General features: G+C 74.2%; 22 protein-coding genes. 12 read left to right on the top strand and 10 right to left on the bottom strand.

Annotated features, from left to right (window positions below; all coding sequences use genetic code 11):
• The first annotated feature begins 30 nt into the window (after positions 1-30).
• Together C8K30_RS23035 and C8K30_RS23030 are read left to right on the top strand one after the other, a co-directional pair.
• Entirely contained in the window at positions 31-456 is a 426-nt protein-coding gene (locus C8K30_RS23035; RefSeq protein ID WP_108495209.1) for a VOC family protein, read from the top strand.
• Entirely contained in the window at positions 453-995 is a 543-nt protein-coding gene (locus C8K30_RS23030) for a GNAT family N-acetyltransferase (protein WP_108495208.1), read from the top strand. The genes C8K30_RS23035 and C8K30_RS23030 overlap by 4 nt, the downstream gene beginning before the upstream one ends.
• Positions 996-1,017: 22 nt before the next feature.
• Here C8K30_RS23030 and C8K30_RS23025 read toward each other — a convergent pair whose 3' ends face one another.
• Positions 1,018-1,866: a siderophore-interacting protein gene (locus tag C8K30_RS23025; RefSeq protein WP_233257380.1), complete on the bottom strand. Its 849-nt coding sequence runs from the start codon at positions 1,864-1,866 to the stop codon at positions 1,018-1,020.
• 19 nt (positions 1,867-1,885) lie between these two features.
• Positions 1,886-3,280, bottom strand: coding sequence for a DHA2 family efflux MFS transporter permease subunit (locus tag C8K30_RS23020; protein WP_108495257.1), 1,395 nt, complete (start codon positions 3,278-3,280; stop codon positions 1,886-1,888).
• Between the two features lie 78 nt (positions 3,281-3,358).
• On the opposite strand from C8K30_RS23020, the gene C8K30_RS23015 reads away from it, so the two are divergent.
• The 8 genes from C8K30_RS23015 to mqo all read left to right on the top strand — a co-directional run bounded on the left by C8K30_RS23015 (position 3,359) and on the right by mqo (position 9,900).
• On the top strand, positions 3,359-3,904 hold the full coding sequence (locus C8K30_RS23015) for a GNAT family N-acetyltransferase (protein WP_108495207.1): 546 nt from the start codon (positions 3,359-3,361) through the stop codon (positions 3,902-3,904).
• 77 nt (positions 3,905-3,981) lie between these two features.
• Positions 3,982-4,617 (top strand): GNAT family N-acetyltransferase, encoded by a 636-nt coding sequence (locus tag C8K30_RS23010; protein ID WP_108495206.1) that lies wholly within the window; start codon positions 3,982-3,984, stop codon positions 4,615-4,617.
• A 95-nt stretch (positions 4,618-4,712) separates the two neighbouring features.
• On the top strand, positions 4,713-5,918 hold the full coding sequence (gene eis, locus C8K30_RS23005) for an enhanced intracellular survival protein Eis (protein WP_108495205.1): 1,206 nt from the start codon (positions 4,713-4,715) through the stop codon (positions 5,916-5,918).
• An 82-nt stretch (positions 5,919-6,000) separates the two neighbouring features.
• Complete coding sequence (locus C8K30_RS23000; protein ID WP_108495204.1) at positions 6,001-6,219, top strand: SCO4848 family membrane protein; 219 nt, start codon at positions 6,001-6,003, stop codon at positions 6,217-6,219.
• A gap of 90 nt (positions 6,220-6,309) precedes the next feature.
• Positions 6,310-6,870, top strand: coding sequence for a TetR/AcrR family transcriptional regulator (locus tag C8K30_RS22995; RefSeq protein ID WP_108495203.1), 561 nt, complete (start codon positions 6,310-6,312; stop codon positions 6,868-6,870).
• Positions 6,867-7,520 (top strand): pyridoxal 5'-phosphate synthase, encoded by a 654-nt coding sequence (locus C8K30_RS22990; RefSeq protein WP_108495202.1) that lies wholly within the window; start codon positions 6,867-6,869, stop codon positions 7,518-7,520. Before C8K30_RS22995 ends, C8K30_RS22990 begins: the two co-directional genes overlap by 4 nt.
• Positions 7,521-7,626: 106 nt before the next feature.
• The gene (locus tag C8K30_RS22985; protein WP_108495201.1) at positions 7,627-8,301 is read left to right on the top strand and encodes a maleylpyruvate isomerase N-terminal domain-containing protein; all 675 of its coding nucleotides are present in this window, start codon (positions 7,627-7,629) and stop codon (positions 8,299-8,301) included.
• Positions 8,302-8,400: 99 nt separating this feature from the next.
• Positions 8,401-9,900, top strand: coding sequence for a malate dehydrogenase (quinone) (gene mqo, locus C8K30_RS22980; protein ID WP_108495200.1), 1,500 nt, complete (start codon positions 8,401-8,403; stop codon positions 9,898-9,900).
• Between the two features lie 104 nt (positions 9,901-10,004).
• Here the strand turns inward: mqo and C8K30_RS22975 are convergent, their stop codons facing one another.
• The 5 genes from C8K30_RS22975 to C8K30_RS22945 form a co-directional block, all read right to left on the bottom strand.
• Positions 10,005-11,285 carry an MFS transporter gene (locus C8K30_RS22975; RefSeq protein WP_108495199.1) on the bottom strand — a complete coding sequence of 427 codons (1,281 nt, stop codon included), beginning with the start codon at positions 11,283-11,285 and terminating at the stop codon, positions 10,005-10,007.
• Positions 11,286-11,334: 49 nt separating this feature from the next.
• Positions 11,335-11,919 carry a helix-turn-helix transcriptional regulator gene (locus C8K30_RS22970; RefSeq protein ID WP_108495198.1) on the bottom strand — a complete coding sequence of 195 codons (585 nt, stop codon included), beginning with the start codon at positions 11,917-11,919 and terminating at the stop codon, positions 11,335-11,337.
• A 512-nt stretch (positions 11,920-12,431) separates the two neighbouring features.
• Positions 12,432-13,994 (bottom strand): non-ribosomal peptide synthetase, encoded by a 1,563-nt coding sequence (locus C8K30_RS22955; RefSeq protein WP_108495196.1) that lies wholly within the window; start codon positions 13,992-13,994, stop codon positions 12,432-12,434.
• Positions 13,975-15,504, bottom strand: a complete 1,530-nt coding sequence (locus tag C8K30_RS22950; protein WP_108495195.1) for a condensation domain-containing protein — start codon at positions 15,502-15,504, stop codon at positions 13,975-13,977. Before C8K30_RS22950 ends, C8K30_RS22955 begins: the two co-directional genes overlap by 20 nt.
• Positions 15,501-16,952: an Aureobasidin A1 biosynthesis complex gene (locus tag C8K30_RS22945; RefSeq protein WP_108495194.1), complete on the bottom strand. Its 1,452-nt coding sequence runs from the start codon at positions 16,950-16,952 to the stop codon at positions 15,501-15,503. Before C8K30_RS22945 ends, C8K30_RS22950 begins: the two co-directional genes overlap by 4 nt.
• A 188-nt stretch (positions 16,953-17,140) precedes the next feature.
• Between C8K30_RS22945 and C8K30_RS22940 the strand changes: the two genes are divergently transcribed.
• Entirely contained in the window at positions 17,141-18,613 is a 1,473-nt protein-coding gene (locus C8K30_RS22940) for a hypothetical protein (protein ID WP_108495193.1), read from the top strand.
• A 14-nt stretch (positions 18,614-18,627) separates the two neighbouring features.
• Here C8K30_RS22940 and C8K30_RS22935 read toward each other — a convergent pair whose 3' ends face one another.
• Entirely contained in the window at positions 18,628-19,953 is a 1,326-nt protein-coding gene (locus C8K30_RS22935) for a glycosyltransferase (protein WP_199230650.1), read from the bottom strand.
• Between the two features lie 53 nt (positions 19,954-20,006).
• Here C8K30_RS22935 and C8K30_RS22930 point away from each other — a divergent pair, with 53 nt between their 5' ends.
• Entirely contained in the window at positions 20,007-21,434 is a 1,428-nt protein-coding gene (locus C8K30_RS22930) for a hypothetical protein (protein WP_108495191.1), read from the top strand.
• 9 nt (positions 21,435-21,443) lie between these two features.
• Here the strand turns inward: C8K30_RS22930 and C8K30_RS22925 are convergent, their stop codons facing one another.
• Both C8K30_RS22925 and C8K30_RS22920 read right to left on the bottom strand, forming a co-directional pair.
• Complete coding sequence (locus C8K30_RS22925; protein WP_108495190.1) at positions 21,444-22,340, bottom strand: ketopantoate reductase family protein; 897 nt, start codon at positions 22,338-22,340, stop codon at positions 21,444-21,446.
• 43 nt (positions 22,341-22,383) lie between these two features.
• The gene (locus C8K30_RS22920; protein WP_146197572.1) at positions 22,384-22,761 is read right to left on the bottom strand and encodes a hypothetical protein; all 378 of its coding nucleotides are present in this window, start codon (positions 22,759-22,761) and stop codon (positions 22,384-22,386) included.
• Positions 22,762-22,809: the final 48 nt, after the last annotated feature.

Here is a 22,809-nt window from a genome sequence, read left to right as displayed (position 1 = left end):
GGGGTTTCCGGTGTGTGCCAGGGTCTGTGGGTGGCTTCCTTCATCTCGCACATGACCGTGGACTGCTCCGACGCCTACTCGCTCTCCGAGTGGTGGAAACCGGTGCTCGGCTATCAGGACGTGCCCGGCGACCCGAACCTGCCGGGCCACGACGAGTGCATGATCGTCGACCCGGACGGCAAGGGCGTGAGCGTCCTGTTCATCGAGGTGCCCGAGGGCAAGTCCGTCAAGAACCGGGTGCACCTCGACCTGCGCCCGCGCACGGACCTGCGGGACACGGAGATCGAGCGGGTGATCGCGCACGGCGCCACTGTCGTGTCCGACCATCGCGGGCAGTACGGCCCCGGCACCGGCTGGGTGACGTTCGCCGACCCGGAGGGCAACGAGTTCGACATCCTCCGGTCGCCGGCCGAGGTCGCGGAGCAGCCCGCGCCGGCAGGGGTCACGGACGCATGAGCGAGTGGGTGATCCGGCCCGAGCGGCCGGCGGACTTCCCCGCGATCCGGACCGTTCTGGTCGCGGCGTTCGGCGAGGACCGGGTCGCGGACGGCGTCGACCGGATCCGGGAGTCGTGGATCTACCGGCCGGGGACGTCGCTGGTCGCGGTGTCCGAGGCCGGAGTGTCCGATCGTGAGGTGGTCGGGTGTGTCATGGTCACCGGCTGCACGGTCACGGGCGATGCGGGTGAGCGCACGGCAGCGATGCTCACGCCGCTCGCCGTCAGCCCCGACCACCAGCGGCGCGGGATCGGCGCGTCCCTGGTCCGGGCGGCCCTGGCCGGCGCCGAGCAGGCGGGCGAGCCGTTTGTCGTGCTGGAGGGCAGCCCGGACTACTACGGCGCGCTCGGCTTCGCCCCGGCCCGTGAGCACGGGATCGAGATGCACCTGCCCGACGGGGTCCCGCACGAGGCCGCCCAGGTACACCTGCTGCCGGCCTACGACCCGGCGGACCCCGGCCTGCGCGGCGACATCACCTACCCGCCGGTCTACGGCTGACCCGCGGACAGGCGCCCCCGAGTCAGTTCGGGGAGGCCTTGCCGTGACGCCAGTAGCCCACGAAGTCCACGTGCGCCTTGGGCACCCCGCGCTCGCCCACCAGGTGCCGGCGCGCCCCCGTGGCCAGCGACGACTCGCCGATCGCGAACGCGTACACCGCGCCGTCGTGCCGTGCGAGGTCCAGGCCGCTCAGCTCCGCGAGCGCCGCCTGCCCCGGGACGGCGTGCGGGTCGGCGTCGGACCGCACCACCCACCGCAGCTCGACGCCGGACGGCGTGCGGAACTCCTGCCGGTCCCCGGCCGTCGGTACCTCGACGACGGCGATGCCGCGGGCGTCGTCGGGCAGGGACTCGCAGATGCCCGCGACGGCGGGCAGCCCGGACTCGTCGGCGACCAGGAGTGTCCAGTCGTGGGCGTGCCGCGGGTTGTAGGTGACGCCCTGGTCGAGCAGGCCGACGCGCACGCCCTGTTCGGCGGCCTGGGCGAAGCCGGCCCCGGGCCCCGCGGCGTGGGCGGAGTCGTCCGAGGCCTCGTCGCCGCTCTCGTGGAGCACGAAGTCGATGTCGAGCTCGTTCAGGTCGGGGCGCGCGGCGCGGACGGTGTAGTTGCGCACCCAGGGCCGCCGGGCCTTCGGGGTGGTGAGGTACTCGGCGTACCAGAGCCCGGAGGCGCGGGTCGGCAGACGCAGCATGTCCTGGCCCGCGCGGGGCAGGAAGAGGCGGAACCACTGGTCGTAGCCGGTCGCCGTGAACCTGGCGAGCTCGTCGCCGCCGAGGGTCACGCGCATCATGTTCGGTGTGATCCGCTTGGTCTTGATCACCTCGGCCATGACCACGTGCGGGTCGACGGCCTTACGCCCCTTATATGACATGGGCTTAGGTTAGGCACGCCTAAGTCGGTTTGACCAGGGCCACGTCCGGATCTACCCCGCGCACGTTCCGGATACCCACCAACGACAGCAGGCCGCCGACCACGAGCAGGGCCGCGGTCACCACGAGGGCCCGGTGGAACGTGGCGACGTCGAGCACACCTCCCGTGATGATCCCCGCGAACGCCACGGTCACCAGCCCGGCCACGCGCGCGACGGCGTTGTTCACGGCGGAGCCGATGCCGGCGTCGTGGGTCGGGACGGCGCCGAGGATCGCCGCCGTAAGGGGCGCCACCGTCATCGCGAGGCCGAGCCCGAACACGAGCTGGCCGGGCAGCACCTGGGTGAGGTAGGCGGCGGTCTCGTCGATCGCGAGCATGAGGAGGTATCCCGCCCCGGCCACGATCGGCCCCACCGTCATGAACAGCCGCGGCCCGTACCGGCCGGCGAGCGTGCCGAACCACGCGGACAGCGCGATCATCGCGAACGTCGTCGGCAGCTGCGCCACCCCGGACCAGGTGGCGGAGTACCCGGCGACCTGCTGCAGGAACAGCGTGAGCATGAACCCGCCCAGCGAGAGCGCCCCGTAGATCGCCGTGGTGGCCAGGTTGCCCCAGGCGAAGTTGCGCGCCGCGAACAGGCGCATCGGCAGCATCGGGTCGGCCGCTCGCCGTTCGTAGAGCACGAACGCCACCAGCATCGCCGCGCCCGCGAAGATCGAGACCAGGATGACCGGCGACGTCCACCCGAGCCGCTCCCCCTCGATCAGCCCGAACACCATGCCCGCGAGGCCGACCGCGGCCAGCACCGCGCCCGGGATGTCGATGTGCCGGCCGGGCTCACCCTCCGCCTCGGGGATCCCGCGCAGCAGCCAGAGGGTCACGGCGATGACCGGCACGTTGATCCAGAACACCCAGCGCCACGACGCGAAGTCGACCAGCATGCCGCCGACGAAGGGGCCGACGATCATCGCGGCGGTCGTCCACGAGGTCCACCGGCCGATCGCGCGGGCCTGCGCCTCACCGCCGAACGTGGCGACGATCAGGGCCAGGGAGCTCGGCACCAGCATGGCGCCCGCCACTCCCTGCAGGGCCCGGGCGATGATCAGCACGGGACCGGTCGGCGCGACCGCGCACAGCACGGAGGCGACCGCGAACCCCACGAGCCCGGCGGCCAGCACCCGGCGCCGCCCGTAGACGTCCGAGATCGAGCCCGCCACGAGCATCAGCGCGCCCAGGGTCACGAGGTACGCGTCCACCACCCACTGCTGCAGGGCCAGCCCCGCCACACCCGGGCCCCCGAGCTCCCGCGCGATCGCAGGCAGGGCGACGCTGACCACCGTGCCGTCGAGGAACGACACGAAGGACGCGAGGATGGCGACGAGGAGGACCCGTCTCTGGAGCGCGGTCACGGGCATCACGCTATGCCCAGCCACCGACAGGCGCCGCGCCGCCGGCCCCTTCGTCCCGGGCCGGATGTCCGGCAGGATCGGCACATGGGACTGACGATCCGCCCTGCCACGGCCGAGGACGCAGCGGCCTGCGCCGACATCTACGGCTTCTACGTGCGCCACACCCACGTCAGCTTCGAGTCGGACCCGCCGAGCACCGAGGAGATGGCGCGACGCATCGCGAGCTCCTCGGCCCGCCACGCGTGGCTCGTCGCGCAGGAGGCGGGCGGGGGCGACGTCGTCGGCTTCGCCTTCGCCGCGCCCTACTCGCCGCGCGAGGCCTACCGCTGGGCCGCCGAGACCAGCGTCTACCTGGAGGCGGGCCGACGCCGGACCGGCGCGGGCCGGGCGCTGTACGAGGCGCTCTTCGACCGCCTCGCCGAGCTCGGCTACCGCCGTCTGGTGGCGGGCCTGGCGCTCCCGAACGACGCGAGCCTCGGCCTGCACGTCGCGCTCGGGTTCGAGGTGGTGGGCACGTTCCGCAGGATCGGCTGGAAGCACGGCCAGTGGCGCGACGTCATGCGCCTGCAGAAGGACCTCGCGCCCGGCCTCGGCGACGCCCCGCCGAGCAGCACCAACCCGCCCGGCTGACCTACCCGACCGGACCCACAGACGTCAATCCTCCGCTGCGATCATCACGTGCGGCCAGGAACCGACAAGATCCGTGCATGGACAGCATCGTCCGCGTCGCGACACCCGACGACGCCGCAGCCTGCGCCGCAATCTACGCCCCCTTCGTCGCCGACTCGGCGGCGACCTTCGAGACCCGTCCGCCCGACGCCCGGGAGATGACGCGCCGCATCGAGCGGTTCTTCGGCCGCGAGACCTGGCTGGTGCTCGAGACCGAGGGCGCCGTCGTCGGCTTCGCCTACGCCAAGCCGTTCGCGGACCGCCCGACCTTCCGCTGGACGCTCGAGACCAACGTGTACGTCGCCGCGGGCCACCAGCGGCGCGGCGGTGGCCGCGAGCTGTACGACGCGCTCCTGGCGCGGCTCGCGCGCCGCGGTTACCACCGCGTCGTCGCCAGCATCGTGCTGCCGAACGACCCCGCCATCGCGCTGCACGAGGCGGCCGGGTTCCACCGGGCGGGCTCGTTCGAGAAGATCGGCTGGAAGCTGGGCGAGTGGCACGATGCCGTCCTCTTCCAGCGCGACCTGGTGCCCGACGACGGCACGGTCCCGGGGACCCGCACCGCCGACGCCGAGCTGCAGGGCCTGCTCACGCCCGAGCCGCTCGAGGTCACGCGGACGCCGCTGCTCCGGCCGCACCCCGCCGAGGACCTGGTGCCCTACTTCGGAGACTGACCTTCGGGACCGACCTTCGGGGACCGGGGTCCGGACCGGATCCGTTCGCCAATTGGGCTCGCAAGGCCCACCACCCGTTGCCTAGGGTCGCGTACATGAGCCTCACCGTGCGCCCAGTCGAGTACGCCGACCAGCCGGACTACACCCGCCTGGGCGGCGAGGCGTTCGGCGCGCCCGCGACGGGCAACCCGGTCCCGACCCGCGAGGAGTGGGCGGCGGCCGGCTTCCGCGAGTGGGGCGCGTTCGACGACGAGGGCCTGGCCGCCCGCCTGCGCGTCTACGGGTTCACGTCGTGGTTCCACGGCGCGCAGGTCCAGACGGCGGGCATCGCGGGGGTCGCCGTCGAGCCGGAGCGGCGCGGCTCCGGCCATCTCGCCCGCCTCTTCGCCGCAGCCCTCGACGAGGCGCGCGAGCGCGGCGACACGATCTCCACGCTCTACCCGACCGCGCCGGGCATCTACCGGCGCCTGGGCTACGAGGTGGTCGGCTCGTTCGACGACGTCGACGTCCCGCTGCAGAACCTGAACCGCGTGGCGGCACCCGCCGGCGTCGTGACCCGCCGCGCCACGGTCGCCGACTTCGCCGCGGTGGTCGCCGTCCACCGCACGTGGGCCGCCGCGCAGAACGGGCCGGTCTCGCGGGCGGAGAAGCCGTTCTGGACGCCACCGGAGAAGTTCTTCGCCGACTACACGGGCGTCACGCTGGCCATCGACGGCTCGGGCGACGTCGTCGGCTTCGCGAGCTGGATCCGCGGCGAGGGTTACACGCCGGCGACGGCGCTCATGGAGGTCGACGACCTCATCGCGCTGACACCCGACGCAGCCCGCGCCCTGTGGCGCACCCTCGGCAGCTTCTCGACGGTGGTCGGCACGGCGCGCGTCTCGACGTCGGGCCTCGATCCCGCGTGGCTCGTGCTGCCCGACCTCACCACCACCGTGCACTCGGCCCACCCCTACATGCTGCGGATCCTGGACGTGGCCGGGGCGCTGACCGGCCTGGGGTCGCCGCTCGAGGGCGTGCGGGTCCCGTTCGCCGTCCGCGGCACGCAGGATCTCGCCGGCGCCTGGACGCTCACGGTGTCCGACGGCGTCACGCACCTCGAGCGGGACGCCGTCGCGCTCGAGGACGCGCACCACGAGCGGCCCGTGCTGAGCCCGAACGGGCTGGCGCTGCTGTACGCGGGCGTGCAGTCGGCGGCGAACCTGCGGATCGCGGGCCACCTGACCGGGCCGTCCGGCCACGACCCGATCCTGACGGCCCTGTTCGCGGGCCGCCAGCTCCATGTCCGCGACTACTTCTGACCGTTGCCGGCCCCGTCGGCGTCAAGCACCGACGCCGGCCTCGCGGGCAGATCCAGGTAACGGGCGGGCACATACTGGGGCCGTGGATATTCCTGTTGGGTGGTCCGTCGTACTGATCTTCACCGGCCTGTGGAACCTGGTCATCTGGCCGCGGTTCTGGCAGCGCATCGTCGCAGACCCCCGGTCGCGCGACGCCGACGGCCGGGCGACGAAGTTCCTCACCGTGCACAGCGTGCTGATCGCGGTCTCGCTCGCGCTCGCGCTGGCGGTGGGCGCGCTGGGCGCCATCAGCCTCTTCTGAGTTCTCCGGCTCTCCAGTCCTCTGGCCCCACCAGGACGTTCGCGCCCCGCTCGCCTTGCGACCATACCTGGAGGTAGGTATGGTGCGGCCATGAGCACGGACACCGCACGCGACCGCCTCGTCGGCGCCGCACAGGACCTCTTCGCCGCCCAGGGCGTCGGGGCCACGAGCCCGCGCGCGGTGCTGGCGGCGTCCGGCGTCGGGCAGGGGAGCCTGTACCACCACTTCCCCACCAAGCACGACCTCGCCGTGGCCGCCGTCGGCGCCACCGTTGACGAGGCGCTCACCCGGGCGATGCGCACGCTGGGCAGCGACTCCCCCGTCATCGAGCGCCTCGTCGCCTACCTCGAGCGGCCACGGGACAGCCTCGCCGGCTGCAAGATCGGGCGCCTCACCTCCGACCAGGCGGTGATGGACGACGACGGCCTGCGCGACGTCGTGACCGCCTACTTCGTGCGGCTGCTCGCCGTCGTCACCGACATCTTCCGCGAGTCCGGCCTGCCCGACGACGTCGCCCGCGACCGCGCGCACGCGGCCCTCGCGATCATCCAGGGCGGGTACGTGCTGGCCCGCGCCACCCAGAACCCGGACGCGCTGGCCGCAACGGTGCGAGGCTTCGTAGGACTGCTTCCAACACAGGAGAACACGTGACCTTCCGCGAGCGCCTGCGCGCGCTGCCCACCTTTCCGCGGCCGGGTCTCCCGGCCCTCGACACGGACGCGGCCCCGCCCACCCCGCACGAGCTGTTCGTGACCTGGATCGACCAGGCGATCGACGCCGGCCTGCTGGCCCCGCACGCGGCGACGCTGTCGACCGCGGACGCCGCCGGGCACGTCCACGCACGCACCCTGCTCCTGAAGGACGTGACGGTGGACGGGTGGTGGTTCGCGTCGCAGTCCACCAGCCCGAAGGGCCGCGACCTGGCGGTCAACCCGCACGCCGCGCTGACCTTCCTGTGGCCGGAGCTGGGCCGCCAGGTCAAGGTGACGGGCACCGCGGCGTCGGCGGGGCCCGAGGCGGGCCGGGCCGACTTCCTCGCGCGGTCCGACCTGTCGCGGGCCACGAGCCTGGTGGACCGGCAGAGCGAACCGCTCGACTCCATGGAGGAGTACGAGCGCGCCTTCGCCGAGGCGCTGCGCATCGTCACCGCAGACCCCGAGCTGGCCGGTGTGCACTGGACCGCCTACGTCCTGGCCCCTACCGCGGTCGAGTTCTGGCAGGCGCCCGACGACGGCCCGCAGACCCGCCTGCTCTACCGGGCCGAGGCCGACGGGTGGGCCACCGGCCTGCTGTGGCCGTGAGCGCACTCCGAACCGTCCACGTGCCGGACGGACCTGGGCGACCGGGTGACCAGTCCGTCCGGCAACCAGCGCTGACCGATACCACCCCGACGAACGGACAACCCCTGTGACCACCACGAGCACCGACCCGCTCTCCCACGCCCTGGCCGACTCGACGGCCGGGCTGGACGCGCTGCTGGCGGCCGTCGGGCAGCTGACCGACGAGGATCTCGCCGGGCCCTCGACCCTGGCGGGCTGGACCCGCGGGCACGTCCTGTCCCACATCGCGGGCGTGGGCGGCGCGATGCTCGGGCAGGCGCAGGCCGCCGCGCGCGGCGAGGTGGTGCCCGTCTACGCGAGCCAGGAGGCCCGCAACGCCGGGATCGAAGCCGGCTCCGGCCGCACAGTCGCCGAGCATCTCGCGGTCCTGGGCGGCCTGCGCGCGGGGCTCGCGCGGGCCTGGCCCGAGCTCGGCTCGCCGCTCTGGGACGCCCCGAGCGGGTACCGCGACGGGCCGCTGTCGGGCTGTGCGCTCGGCTGGTGGCGCGAGTTGCGGATCCACTCCGTCGACGCGCTGGCCGGCACGTCCCAGGAATTCGGGTACGAGACGTGGGACGACGCACTGTGCGCCCACCTGCGCCAGTTCCTCGCCGTGCGGCTGCCCGACGGCGTCACCGCTGACGACGTCGAGGGCGACCCGCGTGACGTCACCGCCTGGCTGGCCGGGCGTGTTCCGGTGACGCCGCCGGCCGGCGACCTGCCCGAGCTGGGGCCCTGGCCCTCGGCCGTCCCGGCCCGGTGAACGCTGGCGGGACGAGCGTGAGGGAGGTCACGGAACACATCACGTGATTCATGCCACAGCGCTCGTTCCGCTTTTCACAAGCCCGCTAATGTTCTTGCCGTGACTTCTTACCTCCAGACAGCCCCGCGTCCCTCCGAAGAGGTCGACGTCGCGCTGATCGGCGGGGGGATCATGAGCGCCACCCTCGGCGCGCTGCTCACGATCCTCGAGCCGACCTGGCGTATCGGAATCTACGAGCGCCTCGACGAGGTCGCGCTCGAGTCGTCGAACCCGTGGAACAACGCGGGCACCGGCCACTCCGCGCTCTGCGAGCTGAACTACACGCCGGAGCGCAAGGACGGCTCCGTCGACATCTCCAAGGCGGTGACGATCAACGAGCAGTTCCACACCTCCCGCGAGTTCTGGAACCACCTGCTCACCGCCGGCCTGATGGAGGGCACGGACTTCATCAACGTCACGCCGCACATGACGTTCGTGCGTGGCGCGGAGAACGTGGACTTCCTGCGCCGCCGCTACGAGGCGCTGAGCGTCCACCCGCTGTTCAGCGACATGGAGTTCAGCTCCGACCCCGCCGTCATCGGCCAGTGGGCGCCGCTGATGACCCTGGACCGCGACGCCGACGAGCCGATCGCCGCCACCCGCGCCGCCGCGGGTACCGACGTCGACTTCGGCTCGCTCACCAAGAAGCTCGTCGACTTCGCCACCACGAACAACGCCGAGCTGCACGTGAACCACGAGGTCCGCGGCCTCAAGAAGCTGCGTGACGGCCGCTGGCGCCTCACCCTGCACGACCGTTCGTGGAACGCCGGGACCCGCCGCCGCACCGTCACCGCGAAGTTCGTCTTCGTCGGCGCGGGCGGTGGCGCGCTGCCGCTGCTGCAGGCGTCGGGCATCAAGGAGGCGCGCGGTTACGGCGGCTTCCCGATCTCGGGCGAGTTCCTGCGCACGTCGTCGCCGGAGATCGTGGCCCAGCACCACGCCAAGGTGTACGGCAAGGCCGACGTAGGCGCGCCGCCGATGTCCGTGCCCCACCTGGACACGCGCATCGTGGACGGCAAGAGCTACCTCATGTTCGGCCCGTACGCCGGGTTCAGCCCCAAGTACCTCAAGAAGGGCAAGTACCTGGGCCTGATCACGTCGCTGCGCCTGCACAACGTGTTCTCGATGCTGGGCGCCGGCGTGAAGAACCTCGACCTCACCAGCTACCTGGTGGGCCAGGTCGCCGCTGCACCGGAGACCAAGTTCCACGAGCTGCAGCGGTTCATGCCGACGGCGCAGCCCGCCGACTGGGAGAAGATCACCGCCGGCCAGCGGGTCCAGGTCATCAAGTGGGTCAAGGGCAAGGGCGGCGTGCTGGAGTTCGGCACCGAGGTCGTCGCGGCCCAGGACGGCACCATCGCCGGCCTGCTGGGCGCCTCCCCGGGCGCCTCGACCGCCGTCGCCGCCATGACCGGCCTGCTGGAGCGCTGCTTCCCGGCCAAGTACGCCGAGTGGAAGCCGCAGCTCACCACGATGATGCCGAGCCTCGGCGGCGGCGTGGCCGACGACGCCGCGCAGCTCACCGGCACCGCCGACCAGAGGATCACGGCAGGGGCCTGACCCCCGGCTTCACCTCGAAAAGTCCGCTTCGAGAACAACTTCGGGTACCGAATCCAGCCAGATTCGGTACCCGAGGTCGTTCTCGAAGCGGACCGCCCCTGGGGCTAGCTCCCCAGCTCACCGGGCGGGAGCTCCCGCAACCTTGCCAGCGGCGAGAGCAGCACGCTCCAGCAGGCGAGGCAGTGCACGGCCGCCATCACCAGGATCGTCTCGCGGACGCCGATCACTCCGCCGAGCCAGCCCGCGACGACGCCGGCCACCGGCATGGTGCCGAAGTTCACCACCTGCATCACCGTCATCACCCGGCCGCGCAGCCCGGCCGGCACGTAACGGAGCCGCCACGCGTTCCGGATCACGTTGCCCGCCACCACGAACATGCCGGTCAGAAAGCTGCCGACCGCGGTAATCGTCGCGCCCCAGCCCGGCAGGCCCGCGCCGACGAGCAGCGCGGCAGGACCACAGAGCAGCAGCAGCGCCGTGGAGGCCCGCCCGCTGCCGAGGCCCCGGCTCAGGTACGGGGCGACGACAGCGCCCACCACCCCACCGCCGCCCGCCACCGCGAGGACCGCGCCGACCCCGGCCTCGGTCAGGTGCAGGTCGCGCACAAGGAACAGGACCAGGAGCGCCCCGTATCCGGTGAGCCCGAAGTTGGACATGCCACCGATGCCCACGAGCCACGGGATGTAGCGGTCGCGGCGCACCAGGTCCACGCCCTCGCGGATGCGCGCCAGCAGAGGCTCGGCCGGGCCGTCCGGCGCCTTCGCCGGCCGGGGCAGCCGGATGCGCCACAGGCACACGGCGGACCAGAGAAAGGTCACGGCGTCGAGCGCTATCCCGGCGGCCGCCGTCAGCCACTGGGCGAGGAGGCCACCCAGGCCGGGGCCGGCCACGTTCGCCGCGGACTCCGTGCCGAACAGCCGCGAGTTCGCGGACTCGAGCTGGTCGGCGGGCACCACCTCGGGCAGGAACACCTGGTACGCGGTCCGGAAGAACACCGTGCAAGCCCCGCCCACCAGGCCCACCACCACTATGTGGGACAGCGTGAGGACCTCGAGCGCGAAGGCCACCGGCAGGCTCCCGAAGGCGGCGGCGGACACGAGGTTCGCGATGATCATCACCCGCCGGGCCGGGAGCCGATCCACCCAGGCACCCGCCGGCAGGCCGATCACCAGCCACGGCAACCACGTCGCGGCCGCGATGAGCCCCATCCAGCCGGGTCCGGCGTCGAGCTGCGTCACCGCGAGCAGGGGCAGCAGCGTCGAGGTCGTCGCGTTGCCGACGACGCTCACGCCCTCGCCCAGCCAGAGCAGCCCGAAGGCCCGGTTGCGCGTGAGGGACCGCGCGTCGGGAGCGGTGCCGCGGGAAGGCGCTGTCGACGTCGTCATACCCGCAGACTAGACGTACAAGACTTCTTGTACAACACCAATTGTTCAATCAGGGCTGGGACGGGAACGCCCTGGCGAACAGGAAGACGTGCTCGCGCTCCTGCGCCTCGTCCCCTGCCTCGCCCGCCGTGCCCCGCTCCTTCCAGCGCCCCACCAGCGCGTTGAGCTCGTCAGTGAGCTCGCCCAGCTCGTCGGGGGTGAGCCGCAGCCAGGAATCCGTGGAGAGCTCGGCCCGGCCCCACTCCTCGTTCGCCTCGGAGCGCTCCAGCCAGGTACGGGCCCGCTCGACCTGGCGCGCCAGCATGAACTCCTCGGCGGCCACCGCCTGACGCTGGCTCTCGGCGTCCTGCGGCAGTGTCGACCGGCCCCACGTGATGGACCGCGCAGCACGGCGCCACCAGCGCTCCCGCCCGTCACGGGCAAGCTCCGGCGCCTCTTCGACGAGCCCGGCGGTCGCCATGACCCGCATGTGATGGCTGATGCTCCCGACGGCCAGCCCCGTGCGCTCGGCCAGCACCGACGCCGTGGCGGGCCCCTGCGCCGTCAGCGAGTCGAGCAGGCGGGAACGTGCGGGGTTGGCCAGGGCGGTGACAGCCCTGGCCTCGGTGAGCGTACGGACGTCGTCGGAAGCCATGTAGGCAGGGTAGGACGGCGCCAACGGCAACGTCGCGCGCCGACCCGTCCCGGCCTTGTCGTCCAGCCGCCGAGGTACTCGTGCTCGGCGACAGCGCACATGGCGCGGGACAAAAGCAGGTCTTGTTCCACCTGATCGACTGTCGGCCACGGGTGCGATACGGACCATGCAGTGATGGCAGAACGAAGGATCACAGGTCGGGCTCCACAGTGGTGTTCAGTCGGATGTTCCAGCGGTCGTCGAGCGAGCCGGCCTTTCCTCGGGTCGGGTCCAGACGTGCCTGACCCCCGCGGCGTTCACGAACGGCTTCCTCGATCGGTCCGAGAGCTACGTCTCCGAACCGCTCGAGGAGCCAGCCGATACGTTGCAGGACTGCTGCCGGATACTCGCGAGCGACCTCCACTAGAGTGCCAGTGTCGAAGCTGTCCCGGCTTGCGCTCCGCCCTCCACACTGCAAAACGGTACACTTTTTGTAGTGTTTTGCAGTATGAAGGGCGGACCCCGCGTCGTACTCAGTCTGTCAGTGCCGCCAAGCGGGCCGTCCAGTGGTCGAGCAGAGCGTCTACCGTCTCGACGGCCACGTCGGTGCGGGGCATGCGGGCCCGCACCGCGATGCCGTCGTCGGTGCGGGACACCCATACCTGCAGGTCGTCGGCCCGGGTCGCGGCCGAGACGTGGTGTGCCCGCCGTCCGGCGGCCGCGGTGTGCCCGGGGAGCCGCCGGTAGTCCAGGTAGGACACCTGGAAGATGTCCACCCTCGGGGACCGCAGCGGGCGCGGCAGCGTCTCCACCACCTGCTCGAGCGGCACCGCGGACAGCTCGCGCGCGGCCCGCAGGGCCTTGCCGGTCGCGGCGAGCGCGCCGTCCGCACCGTCGCCGACGTCGATCCGCAGCGGCACCGTGGTGGTGTGCCAGCCGACGGCCCGGCGGGCGGCGGCATCAGCACGCGTGTGCACCGGCAGGAGCGTCTCCAGGACGACGGGGCCACCGAGGTCGGCGACGGCCCCGGCGAGCGTGGCCAGCACGGCGGCCGACGTCGACGCGCCCGCGGCCCTGGCGCGCGCGGCGACCGAGTCGGCGGCGGCGGCGTCGGCCAGCGGGCGCACGACCGTGCGCTGCGGCACCCGCTCGCCGCCCGGCACGCCGAGCGGGAGAGGAAACGTGGGCAGCGCCCAACCGCGGTCGCGCAGGAAGCCGTGCCAGGTGGCGAGCCGAGGGTCGTCGGCGCCCACGGGCGCTGCACCGGCGGCTGGGGCAGCAGGGCGGGCCAGATCAGCCGCGCGGGCCTGGCCATTGGGGCCGGCCGGGTCGGACAGGCCGGCCGTGTCGACCGAGCAGGCCGAGGACAGGGCCAGAGCCGCGGCTGCCATCGGCCGAGCCGCGGCCACAGCTGGCGCCCCGATCTCGACCCCAGCCACAGCCCCGGCCATGGCGAGGACAGGCGCCGCGTGCCGGGTGTGCTGCGCGTAGAGCCCGGCCAGCTCGTCGACGACGACGGTGGTGGACCACGCGTCCGTGTGCAGGTGGTCCATGCCCAGCACGATCGTGGACCGGCCGGGGCGGCTGATCGCCGCGGGCAGGAATGCCGGGTAGCCGAACGGCGCGCACCGCCGGCCGAGCTCGGCGACCAGGTGCTCGCGGGTGCCCTCGACCGTACGGGTGACGGGTCCGTCGTGGCGCTGCCAGACGAGACTGCCGGGCTCGTGCCGCACCAGACCCACGCCGCCGCCAGGGCGCCCGGCCGCGCCGCCCGCCTTGGTCGGGCCCGCTACGGCCCGGCCCGGCCCGGACTGGCCTGGCTCCGACCGGCGGACCGCCTCGACCCAGAGCCCAGGATGCCCGGCCACAAGGTCGCGGAAGGCTGCCTCCAGCGCGTCGAGGTCGACAGGGCCGTCGACCTCGAACGCGGCGGTGATCCAGACGCTCGGCTCGCCGGCGTCGGCCCCGAGCAGGTGGTTGCGCTGGTTGAAGGTCAGCGGCGCCGGTTGCGGCACCCGCCCCGCGCCTGGCCGGACGTCCCAGGTGACGACCTCGCCCGGCGCGGGCGCCCAGAGGTCAGCCGAGACGACCCGCACCGGTCGCCTCCAGGCGCTCGTCGCGGGCCTCGGCCGCGCCCACCAGGGCCTCGTCGGCGCCGGCCGCCGGGGGCGCGGCGACCGCTGCCTCGAAGGTGGCCGTCACCTCGGCGACGTAGCGGTCGACGGCGGCCTGCGCCGTCGGCGTGTCCGGGGTCTGCATCACGAGGTAGAGCCGCTCGTGGTCGCGGTTGACCCACAGGGACGCGTTGCCGGTGCGGCCCTCGCCCGTGAAGTGCAGGCCGCGGTCGTAGGCGGGCCGCCCGACGCCCGGGAACCGCCGCAGGTCCAGGTAGCTGATCAGCTGCGGGCTGCCCAGCGATGCGGGGTCCAGGACTCCGTCGGCCAGCATGACGCCGAGCGCGGCGTGCACCGGGACCTTGGCCACCTTCCTGGCCTGCCGGAACGCCGCGTCCGCGACGGGCAGGACGTCGGTGAACGACGCCGGGGCGCCGCCGTCGGCCACCGGGAACGTGACCGGCGTGAAGTTGCAGAGCCAGCCCTGCGTGGTCTCGAACCCGGGTCCGCGCGAACCCACTACGGTGACGCCGAACCAGTCGGTGGCCCCGGTGAGCCGGGCGTCCGTGAGCGCGAGCCCGGCGAACACCGCCCCGGTGAAGCGGGCGCCGTGCGCCGCGGCCAGCTCCTCCATGCGCGCCAGGCCGTCGGCGTCGAGCAGGGTCGTGGAGCGGATCTTCACGGCCGAGGTCTCGCCGGGCTCCAGGCCCAGGTCGAGCGCGAACTTCGGCAGCCGGCCGTCGTGCGCGGCCACGGCGTCGGACCACGCGCGGATCTCGGGGGCGTCCGCCGGGGTCGCGGCCGCGAGCGCGTGCTCGGCCCGGCCGTGGTCGAGGACCGAACCCGCGGTCTCGGGCCGCGCCTCGGGCTCGCCCGTTCCCCCGCCGAGCTCCTCCGCGTACAGCTCCTCGAGCTCGCTGAGCACCATCAGCTGCGACGCGCCGTCGGTGAACGCGTGGTCGCACCCCCAGAACAGGCCGAACCCGTCGTCAGTGACTGTCGCCCCGAGCGCGAACGGCGCCCACGAGTCGGGGCGGCACGCGGCGTCGAACGTCTCGTTGAGGTGCGTGGTCACCCACTCGTCCCACGGGAGGCCGGGCACCGGCGAGAAGGCGGGGACCGCCACCACCTCGAAGTCGACGGCGTCCGCGGGAACCAGGTGCCGCACCGGGTCGGCCCCCTCGGCACAGCCGTCGACGTCGAACCAGGTGCGCAGGCCCTCGTGCCTGCGGACCAGCCGGGTCAGCGCCCGGGCGAGGGCGGCGCCGTCGAACGCCCCGTCGAGGTAGGTGGCCGTGCCGGTCCAGGCCCGGTGCCGGCCGCCGGCCGCCCGGCGCGCCGCGTAGGCACGCAGGTGGTCGCCCTGCAGGAACGACGGCGGTCCCGGGTCCACGGGGGCCCACTCCGCGGCGGCGAGCGCCTCCGCCGTGGGCCGTACGTGCAGCACCCGTCCGGGTCGCGGGGACCAGGTACCCATAGCGCCGAGAATCATGCGACTGCCTCTTTCAGTCCGGCGGACCCGAAGGCCCGGAAGTAGGTGCGCAGCTCCTCGATCAGGGCGTCCAGCGCGGCGTGGGCCGCGGGGGTGTCCGGGTAGCGGGTGGACACGTTGAGGCCGTCGGGGGTGCGCAGGAACCACAGGTAGAGCTCGTCGGTGCCGTAGGCGGGGCTGCGCAGGGTCCGGGCGTCCCAGGAGGTCCAGCGCTCGGCCCCGGGCACGAACCGGGTGTCGACGTACGACACGGCGAAGTGCGGGCCGTCGGTGATGCCGCCCAGCTCGGCGATGCGCGCGAACGAGTACCGCACGAGGTGCTTGCCCGCGGAGACGGCAGCGTGCACGCGTTCGACGGTGGCGGTCAGGGCGTTGCCGTCGACCACCCGGTCCGGCAGGCCGGGATCCAGCTCGCGCAGCACCGGGTCGATCCCGTCGAGGTCGAGGTCCACGGGGCACAGGCCCACGTACCAGCCGACGGCGGCGGCGTGCTGCGGCGCGTACCGGGTGTGCATCGGCAGCACGAACCGCAGCCGGTCGAGCCCGTGCACCTGCCGCGCGGCGTGCGCGAACGCGGCCAGCACCCCGGACTGGGCGGATGCGCCGCGGGCCCGGCTGCGGGCGCTCAGGTCGTCGGTCTGCTCGACGGTGGCGAGCCACTCCGACCGGGAGGCCTGCGGGCGGGCCGCCTCGGCGGCGTCGGCGGCGGGCTGCGTGATCCCGGTGCCGTAGTGGGGGAAGAGGCCGTCGGGCCCGAGGAAGTCGAGCCAGCGGCGCACCGGCTCGCCGTCGGCGGCGAGCGTCATGGCGAGCTTGCGGTCCTCGGCGGAGAAGTCCACGTGGGAGCCGACCTCGAGCACGCGCAGCTCGGCGTCGGGCACGCCCTGGCGGGCGGCGTCGTACAGGGAGACGATCTCCTCGAACCAGAGGAGCTGGGAGTAGGCGTCCATCACCGAGTGGTCGGCGCCGAACGCGAGCACGAAGTGGTCGGCGCCCGCTGAGCCGGGGGCCGGATCGGGCACGACGCTCGCCATCACGCAGTGGGGCCAGGCGGTGGGCGAGACGTCGGCGAGCAGGCTGGGCAGCAGCGCGACGACCTGCACGGCGGTCAGGTCGCCGACCACCAGGTCCCGGATGGTGACGGCCTCGGCCGGGGCGGTGACCCGACGCCAGCCCTCGCCGGCGTCCCGCGTGACGGTGGTGCGCAGCACCTCGTGGCGGCTCACCCACGCGTGGATCGCGCGGCGCAGCGGCTCCGGCTCGTACGGGCCGGGCACGCGCAGCACCGACCCGATCCAGGAGCCCGGCTCCGAGTCGCGCAGGTGCGCCTCGTGCCCCGGAGACAGGTCTCGCGGGTCCTGCTGCCACCGCCCGGCGTCGGCTCGCGGCGTCCAGGACGTCACGGCTCCGGCGGGTAGGTCATAGGCCGAAAGCTCGGTGTATTCCATGCAGGCGGATCCCTAGATCGTTATGTGGGCACGGCCAGCACGACGTCGGACGAGTTCCGCGGTCCCCTTGCGCCGCCCTTTATACCGGATTAGTCGGGTGAAAGTTAGTCCCCCCGTATGCCCGGTATGGTCTGGCTCTTGAAGACGACGGTCCCTTCAGGGACCGGGACCCGAACGGGGAGACGAGCGTGACGGACCCGCCACCCGCACTGCGACTGCAGTTCGCGGACGACATGTTCCTGCGCCGGCACGACGGCGACGCCAGCCCGGCGGTGAACCAGGTGCTGTGGCGCCTCGACGGGCCGTACGACGCCGATCGCCTGCGTGACCTGGCCGAAGGCATCGCCGCCGGCTCGCTGCACCGGCGGGTGGTGCGCGCCCGCATACCCGGCGCGCGGCACCGGTGGGCGCCCGCCGGCACACTGCCGGTCGTCGACCTGCAGACGGCGGCCGTGGCCGCCGGCCAGATCGGGACGTGGGCGCAGTCGCAGGCCGACGTGCCGCTCGACCCCGCCCGGGGCCGCTCCTGGCGGCTCGCCGCCGCGGACCTCGTGGCCGGCCCGGTGACCGGCGCCGGCAGCGCGGGCGAGGTGGTCGGCGGGATCGTCTCGCTCACCTGCGCGCACGCCGTCGCGGACGGCGCCGCGCTGATCGACGCCATAGTGCGCGCCTCGACGCATGCCGACCCGATAGCCGTGCCTGCACCCGAGCGCGGGACCCGGGCGCTGCTGGCCGACGCCGCCGACGCCGCCGCGCAGGCCGCCGCCGTCGGCCGGTGGGCGCGGGCCAAGGCCCGGCAGGCCGCCCGCACCGCCGCGGCGGGCGAGCCCGCCACCCGGGCGATCGAGGCCGCTCCGGCGGCCGAGCCCGGTCCGGTGGCCGAACCCCGTCCGCAGGCCGAGCCTGCCGAGACCCTGGTCTCGAACGGCCCGACCCACGCCTCGGCGGTCGAGCCCGCCGGGACCCAGGCTCCCGACGACGCCGGCTGGCGCGCGCCCGTGCTGCACGTCGAGCTCCCGTCCGACCAGGTGGCCGCGGCCGCCGCCGAGCACGGCGGCACCCCCAACACCTGGTTCGTGGCGTTCCTCGCCCGCCTGGTGCACGCCACCGGCCGGTTCCCGGGGCAGCCCGTCCCGGTGGCGCTGCCCGTGTCCACGCGCGGCGCCGACGACCCGCGCGCCAACTCGACCAAGATCGCCCGGGTCACGATCCCGGCCGACGTCCTGGCCCACCGCGACCTCGGCTGGGTCCGGGCGGCCGCCAAGGAGGCGTACACCGCCGTCGGGCAGGCGGCGCCCGAGGTGGCCCCGGTGCCGCTCGAGCTGGTGCAGATGCTGCCCGACACCCTCGTGAGCCGCCTGCCGCAGCCGCCCGTGGCGGCGGCCCTGGCGTCCAACCTGGGCAAGCCGCCCGCCGGGTACACCCACGCGCCGGGCGGCTCCGTGCGCGCGGTCGCCACCCTGTCGCACTACCAGGGCGCGACCGCCGCAGAGCTGCGCGCCGTCGGCGGCGGGCTGGTCGCCTTCTGCACCACCGTGGGCAAGGCGACGGTGCTCAGCGTCGCCGCCCTCGACCCCGACCGGGTGGCAGACGCCGAGACCCTGCGCGACCTCGTGCTGGCCGAGGTGGAGGTCTGGAAGCTGCCGGCGGTCCCGTGGTGACGGCGCGGGGCGGCTCAGCGTCCGATGTCGCCGATCGCGTCGGCCGCCGCGGCGACCGCCCGGTCGGCGGGCACCAGCCGCGAACCGAGCGCGGCGGCGCGGGCCGCGGTGGCGTCGTCGAGCACCTCGGACAGGGCCCCGGCGAGCACGCCCGGCTGTGCGAGCGTGCTCGCGCGGCGCGCGACGCCGACCCCCGCGCCGCGCAGCAGGTCGCCCCACATGGGCTGGTCGGCGGAGTACCAGCCGACGACGGCGGGCAGCCCCGCCCGCAGCACCGCCCCCGTGGTGCCTGCCCCGCCGTGGTGGACGGCGGCGCGGCAGCGGGGCAGCACGGCGGCGTGGTCGACGGCGCCGACCACGCGCACCCGCTTCTCGTCCACGCCGTCCGCGCCGCCGGCGGCCGAGAAGTCGTTCCACCCGGCGCTCACCAGCGCGCGCACGCCGAGCTCGGCGCACGCGGCGTCGACGGCGGCGAGCAGTGCGGGCGGGTCGGCGACGGGCATGGAGCCGAACCCGACGTAGACGGGCGGGTCGCCGTCGTCCAGCCATCCTTCGAGGCCCGCGTCGAGCCCAGCGTCGAGGGCAGCCCCGGGCTCGGCGTCCGGGCCCGAGCCGGCCTCCCCGAGGCGCGCCCGGGCGTCGTCGTCCAGGGCGAGGAAGCCCGTGAACGGGCGCCGCGGGCCCCACTCGTCGGCGAGGCCGGGCACGAGCACGGGGTCGTAGGCCTGGATCTCGACCGCCCCGGCGTCGCGCAGCCTGGTGGGCAGGTGCACGCGGGTGGCGCCCAGGCCGAGCTCGGCGCGCTGGGCGTTCTCCGCCCGGCGGGTCAGGTCCCAGCGCACCCGCTCCCCCAGTCCCCAGACCGCCCGCGTGGCGCCCGGCCCGCGCACGCCGCTCACGGGCGACACCACGCGATTGGCCCGCACCGGGCAGTAGTGCAGCGCGGCCATGCCGAGCCCGCGCCGCTCGGCCACGGCGGCGGCCACCTCCTGGCCGAGCAGGCCGGTCACCACGGTGTCGGCGCCGCCGACGTCGTCCAGCAACGCCAGCAGGCCGGTGCGCAGCTCGTCCCAGCCCGCCGCGGCGACGGCGCGCAGCGCCCGCACCCGGCGCACCGGGTGGGCCGAGCGCATGTCGCGGCGCACCAGGTCGGAGCCCAGCAGGGCCGCCGAGTCGATGCCCAGCGGCACCGGGTCCAGGCCCAGCCGCTCGGCCAGCGGCACGAGGTTCGGCGCGACGCCGGTCACCACATCGTGCCCGCGACGACGCAGCTCCAGAGCGACCGCGAGGGCCGGCTGCACATCTCCTCGACTGCCCACCAGGGCCATGACATGACGCACGCGCGCACCCTACCCGCCCGACACACAACCCCTTGCCCGGCACCGGAGGCCCCGTGACCAGCCCAGCGACCACCAGCAACCCTGCCGCCAGCAACCGCCTCACCTACGACGACGACCTCTTCCTGCGCACCCGCCGCGTGCTCGGCGTCGCCGTGGTCAACCAGACGGTCTGGCGCCTGCCCGCACCCCTGGACCTCGACGCCCTGCGCGCCCTGCACCGCGGCCTCGCGAACGGCCCGCTGCAGCGGGTGGTGCGGCCCGGCCGCCTCCCGGGCGCCCGCGCCCGGTGGTCGGCCTCCACGGTGCTGCCCGACCTGGTGGTCGGGTCCGCCCCCGTGCGCGACGACGCCGTCCTCGACTGGGCGAACCGCCAGGCCCAGGTGAGCCTGGACCCCGAGAACGGCCCCACCTGGGCCCTCGCCGCCGCGCCCACGGCGGGCGGCGGGAGCCTGCTCAGCTTCGTGACGTCGCACGTCGTCGCCGACGGCGGCATGCACATCGGCGCGCTGCGGGCCGCGGTCGACGCGGCCGCCGCCGAGAGCATCCCGGACGCGACGCCGGTGGCCGGTCCGGCGTCGGACATCCGCCGTCTGCCCGTGGAGGGCGAGCGCATCCGCACCGGCCTCGTGGCCGACCTGCGCGACGCCACGAACCAGGCGCGCGCCGTGGCCGACGGCCTGCGGCAGGCAGCCCGGCAGGGCCCGGTGCCGCCGCTGATGGCGCAGCAGTCGTCGGACCGGCCCCGGCCCGAGCCGCGCGCCGACGACGACGAGCTCGCCGACCCACCCATCGTCGTGGTCGACACGGACGCCTCCACCTGGCACCGCGCGGCCCACGCGGCCGGCGGGACCGCGAACACGCTGCTGATCGCCGTGTGCACGGAGATCCTGCTCGCCGCCGGCGCCGCGACGGCAGGCATGCCGGTGCGCGTCTCGCTGCCCGTCAGCCTGCGCAAGAAGGGCGACCTGCGCTCGAACGCGACGTCGGGGGTCTCCATCGCCGTCGACACCACGGTGACGCCCGCGCCGGAGCGCGCGGGGGTGGTGGCCGACATGGAGCACATCCGGGCCCGCTCCAAGACCGAGTTCCTGGCCCTGAAGACCGGCACCCGGGTGGACACCCTGGGCCCGCTGAAGCCGCTCATGCAGATGGTGCCCGACGCCGTCGCCAAGCGCGCCGCGCGCGACGGCACCGCCCCGCTGTGCCTGGCCTCGAACCTGGGCCGGCTGCCCGCGACGTTCGCCACCCCGCTCGGCACGCCCGCCACCAGCGTGCTCATGCGCGGGATCACGCAGGGGCTGACCCGCGGGCGCCTGCGCCAGATGCGGGGCGGCCTGGACTCCTGGTGGTCCGAGCACAACGGCGTCGCGACCCTCGCGGTGCTCGGGCTGGACGAGGAGCGGCTCGGCACCCCTGATCAGATACGCGCCGCGGTCGAGGCCGTGTTCGCCCGCCACGGCCTCCCGGTCCGCTTCTGGTGAACGGCTTGGTCAGGCTTGCGTGACCGACGCCGCCAGGCGGTCCACCGTCGCCGTGAGCACCGGCATCACCACCCCGTGCCGCTGACCGGCCCGCAGGATCGCGCCGCCGATCGCGTCGAGCTCGCCCGGCCGGCCGGCCGACAGGTCGGCCTCCAGGGAGCCGACGGTCCGGGGCGGCAGGTCTGCGAGCAGCAGGCGCAGGTCCTCGCCCGTGGACGGGACGCCCTCGGCGGACGCGACCGCGGCGATCTCGTCCAGCAGCCCGGCGGTGAGCCCCGGGTCGCGGTCCAGCGCCTCCCGGATACCTACCTTCCACGTCGAGGTCAGCAGCGACAGGGCGGCGAGGAACCGCAGCTTCTTCCAGAGCACCTCGTTCTCGGTGCCGCCGGTGTTCATGACGGCGCCCGTGTCGCGCAGGGCGGCGGCGAGGCCGAGGTCCTCCGCCTCGTCGGGCACCACGATCGTGAGCAGGTTGAACGAGTGCGTGACCGTGGCGGGGCGGGGGCCACCCACGGGGGTGCGGCGCGTCTGGCCGGCGATCGTCGCGCCGAAGACGCGTGCGCCGTCCGCGGCCGAACGCAGCCGGTCCATGTGCTCCACGCCGTTGAGCAGGGCGATCACCTCGGTCGGCGCGGCATCCCGCAGCAGGTCGGCGGCCGCGGCCACACCGTCGGCCTTGACCGCGACCAGGACGCGAGCGCCGTGCGGCACCGTCGTGGAGGCGGGCAGGGGCGCGTGCCAGGCGCCGAAGAGGTCGGTCACGACGTCGAGCCCGTGCTCGGCGATGTGGGTGGCGGTCGGCTCCCGCGCGACCACCGTGACGTCGTGCCCCGCGCGCTGCATCAGGGCGGCCATGAGGCCGCCGATCGCGCCAGGGCCGATCACTGCGATCGGCGCGCCGCTCACGCGCTGCCCGCCCGTCGCACGAGCCTGCGGTCCCGCTCCGCGATCACGCGGCCATCCGCACCGGAGGATGCCCTTTCGGCTCGGGCACGACGCTGGGCCGGGCCGCCTTGCGGCGTCGGCTCGTGACCAGGACGCCGGTGGACGCCGCGGCGAACGACAGCACCCCGAACCCGGTGGACCACGCGTCCAGGTCGACCGTCAGCGTGAAGACGACTATCGCGGCGACCGGCGCGACCATCCCGATGAGCACGGACAGGCGGGCCAGGCGGAGGGCGCGCGCGATCCACGCGACGCCCCAGCCGATGGCTGCCCAGGTGAGGAACGTGAGCACCGCGCCACCGATCGAGGCGAAGGCCTCACCGGCGTTGTGGGCATCCGCCGGGGGCCCGAAGTAGAAGAGCTCCGTGGCCGTGACAAGCACCAGAAACCCTACGATCGCGGCCGTTCCGGTCACGAGAGAGCGTGTCAA

Source organism: Promicromonospora sp. AC04 (assembly GCF_003058225.1).
Taxonomy (GTDB): Bacteria; Actinomycetota; Actinomycetes; order Actinomycetales; family Cellulomonadaceae; genus Promicromonospora.
This window is presented reverse-complemented; position numbering and strand designations above follow the sequence as displayed.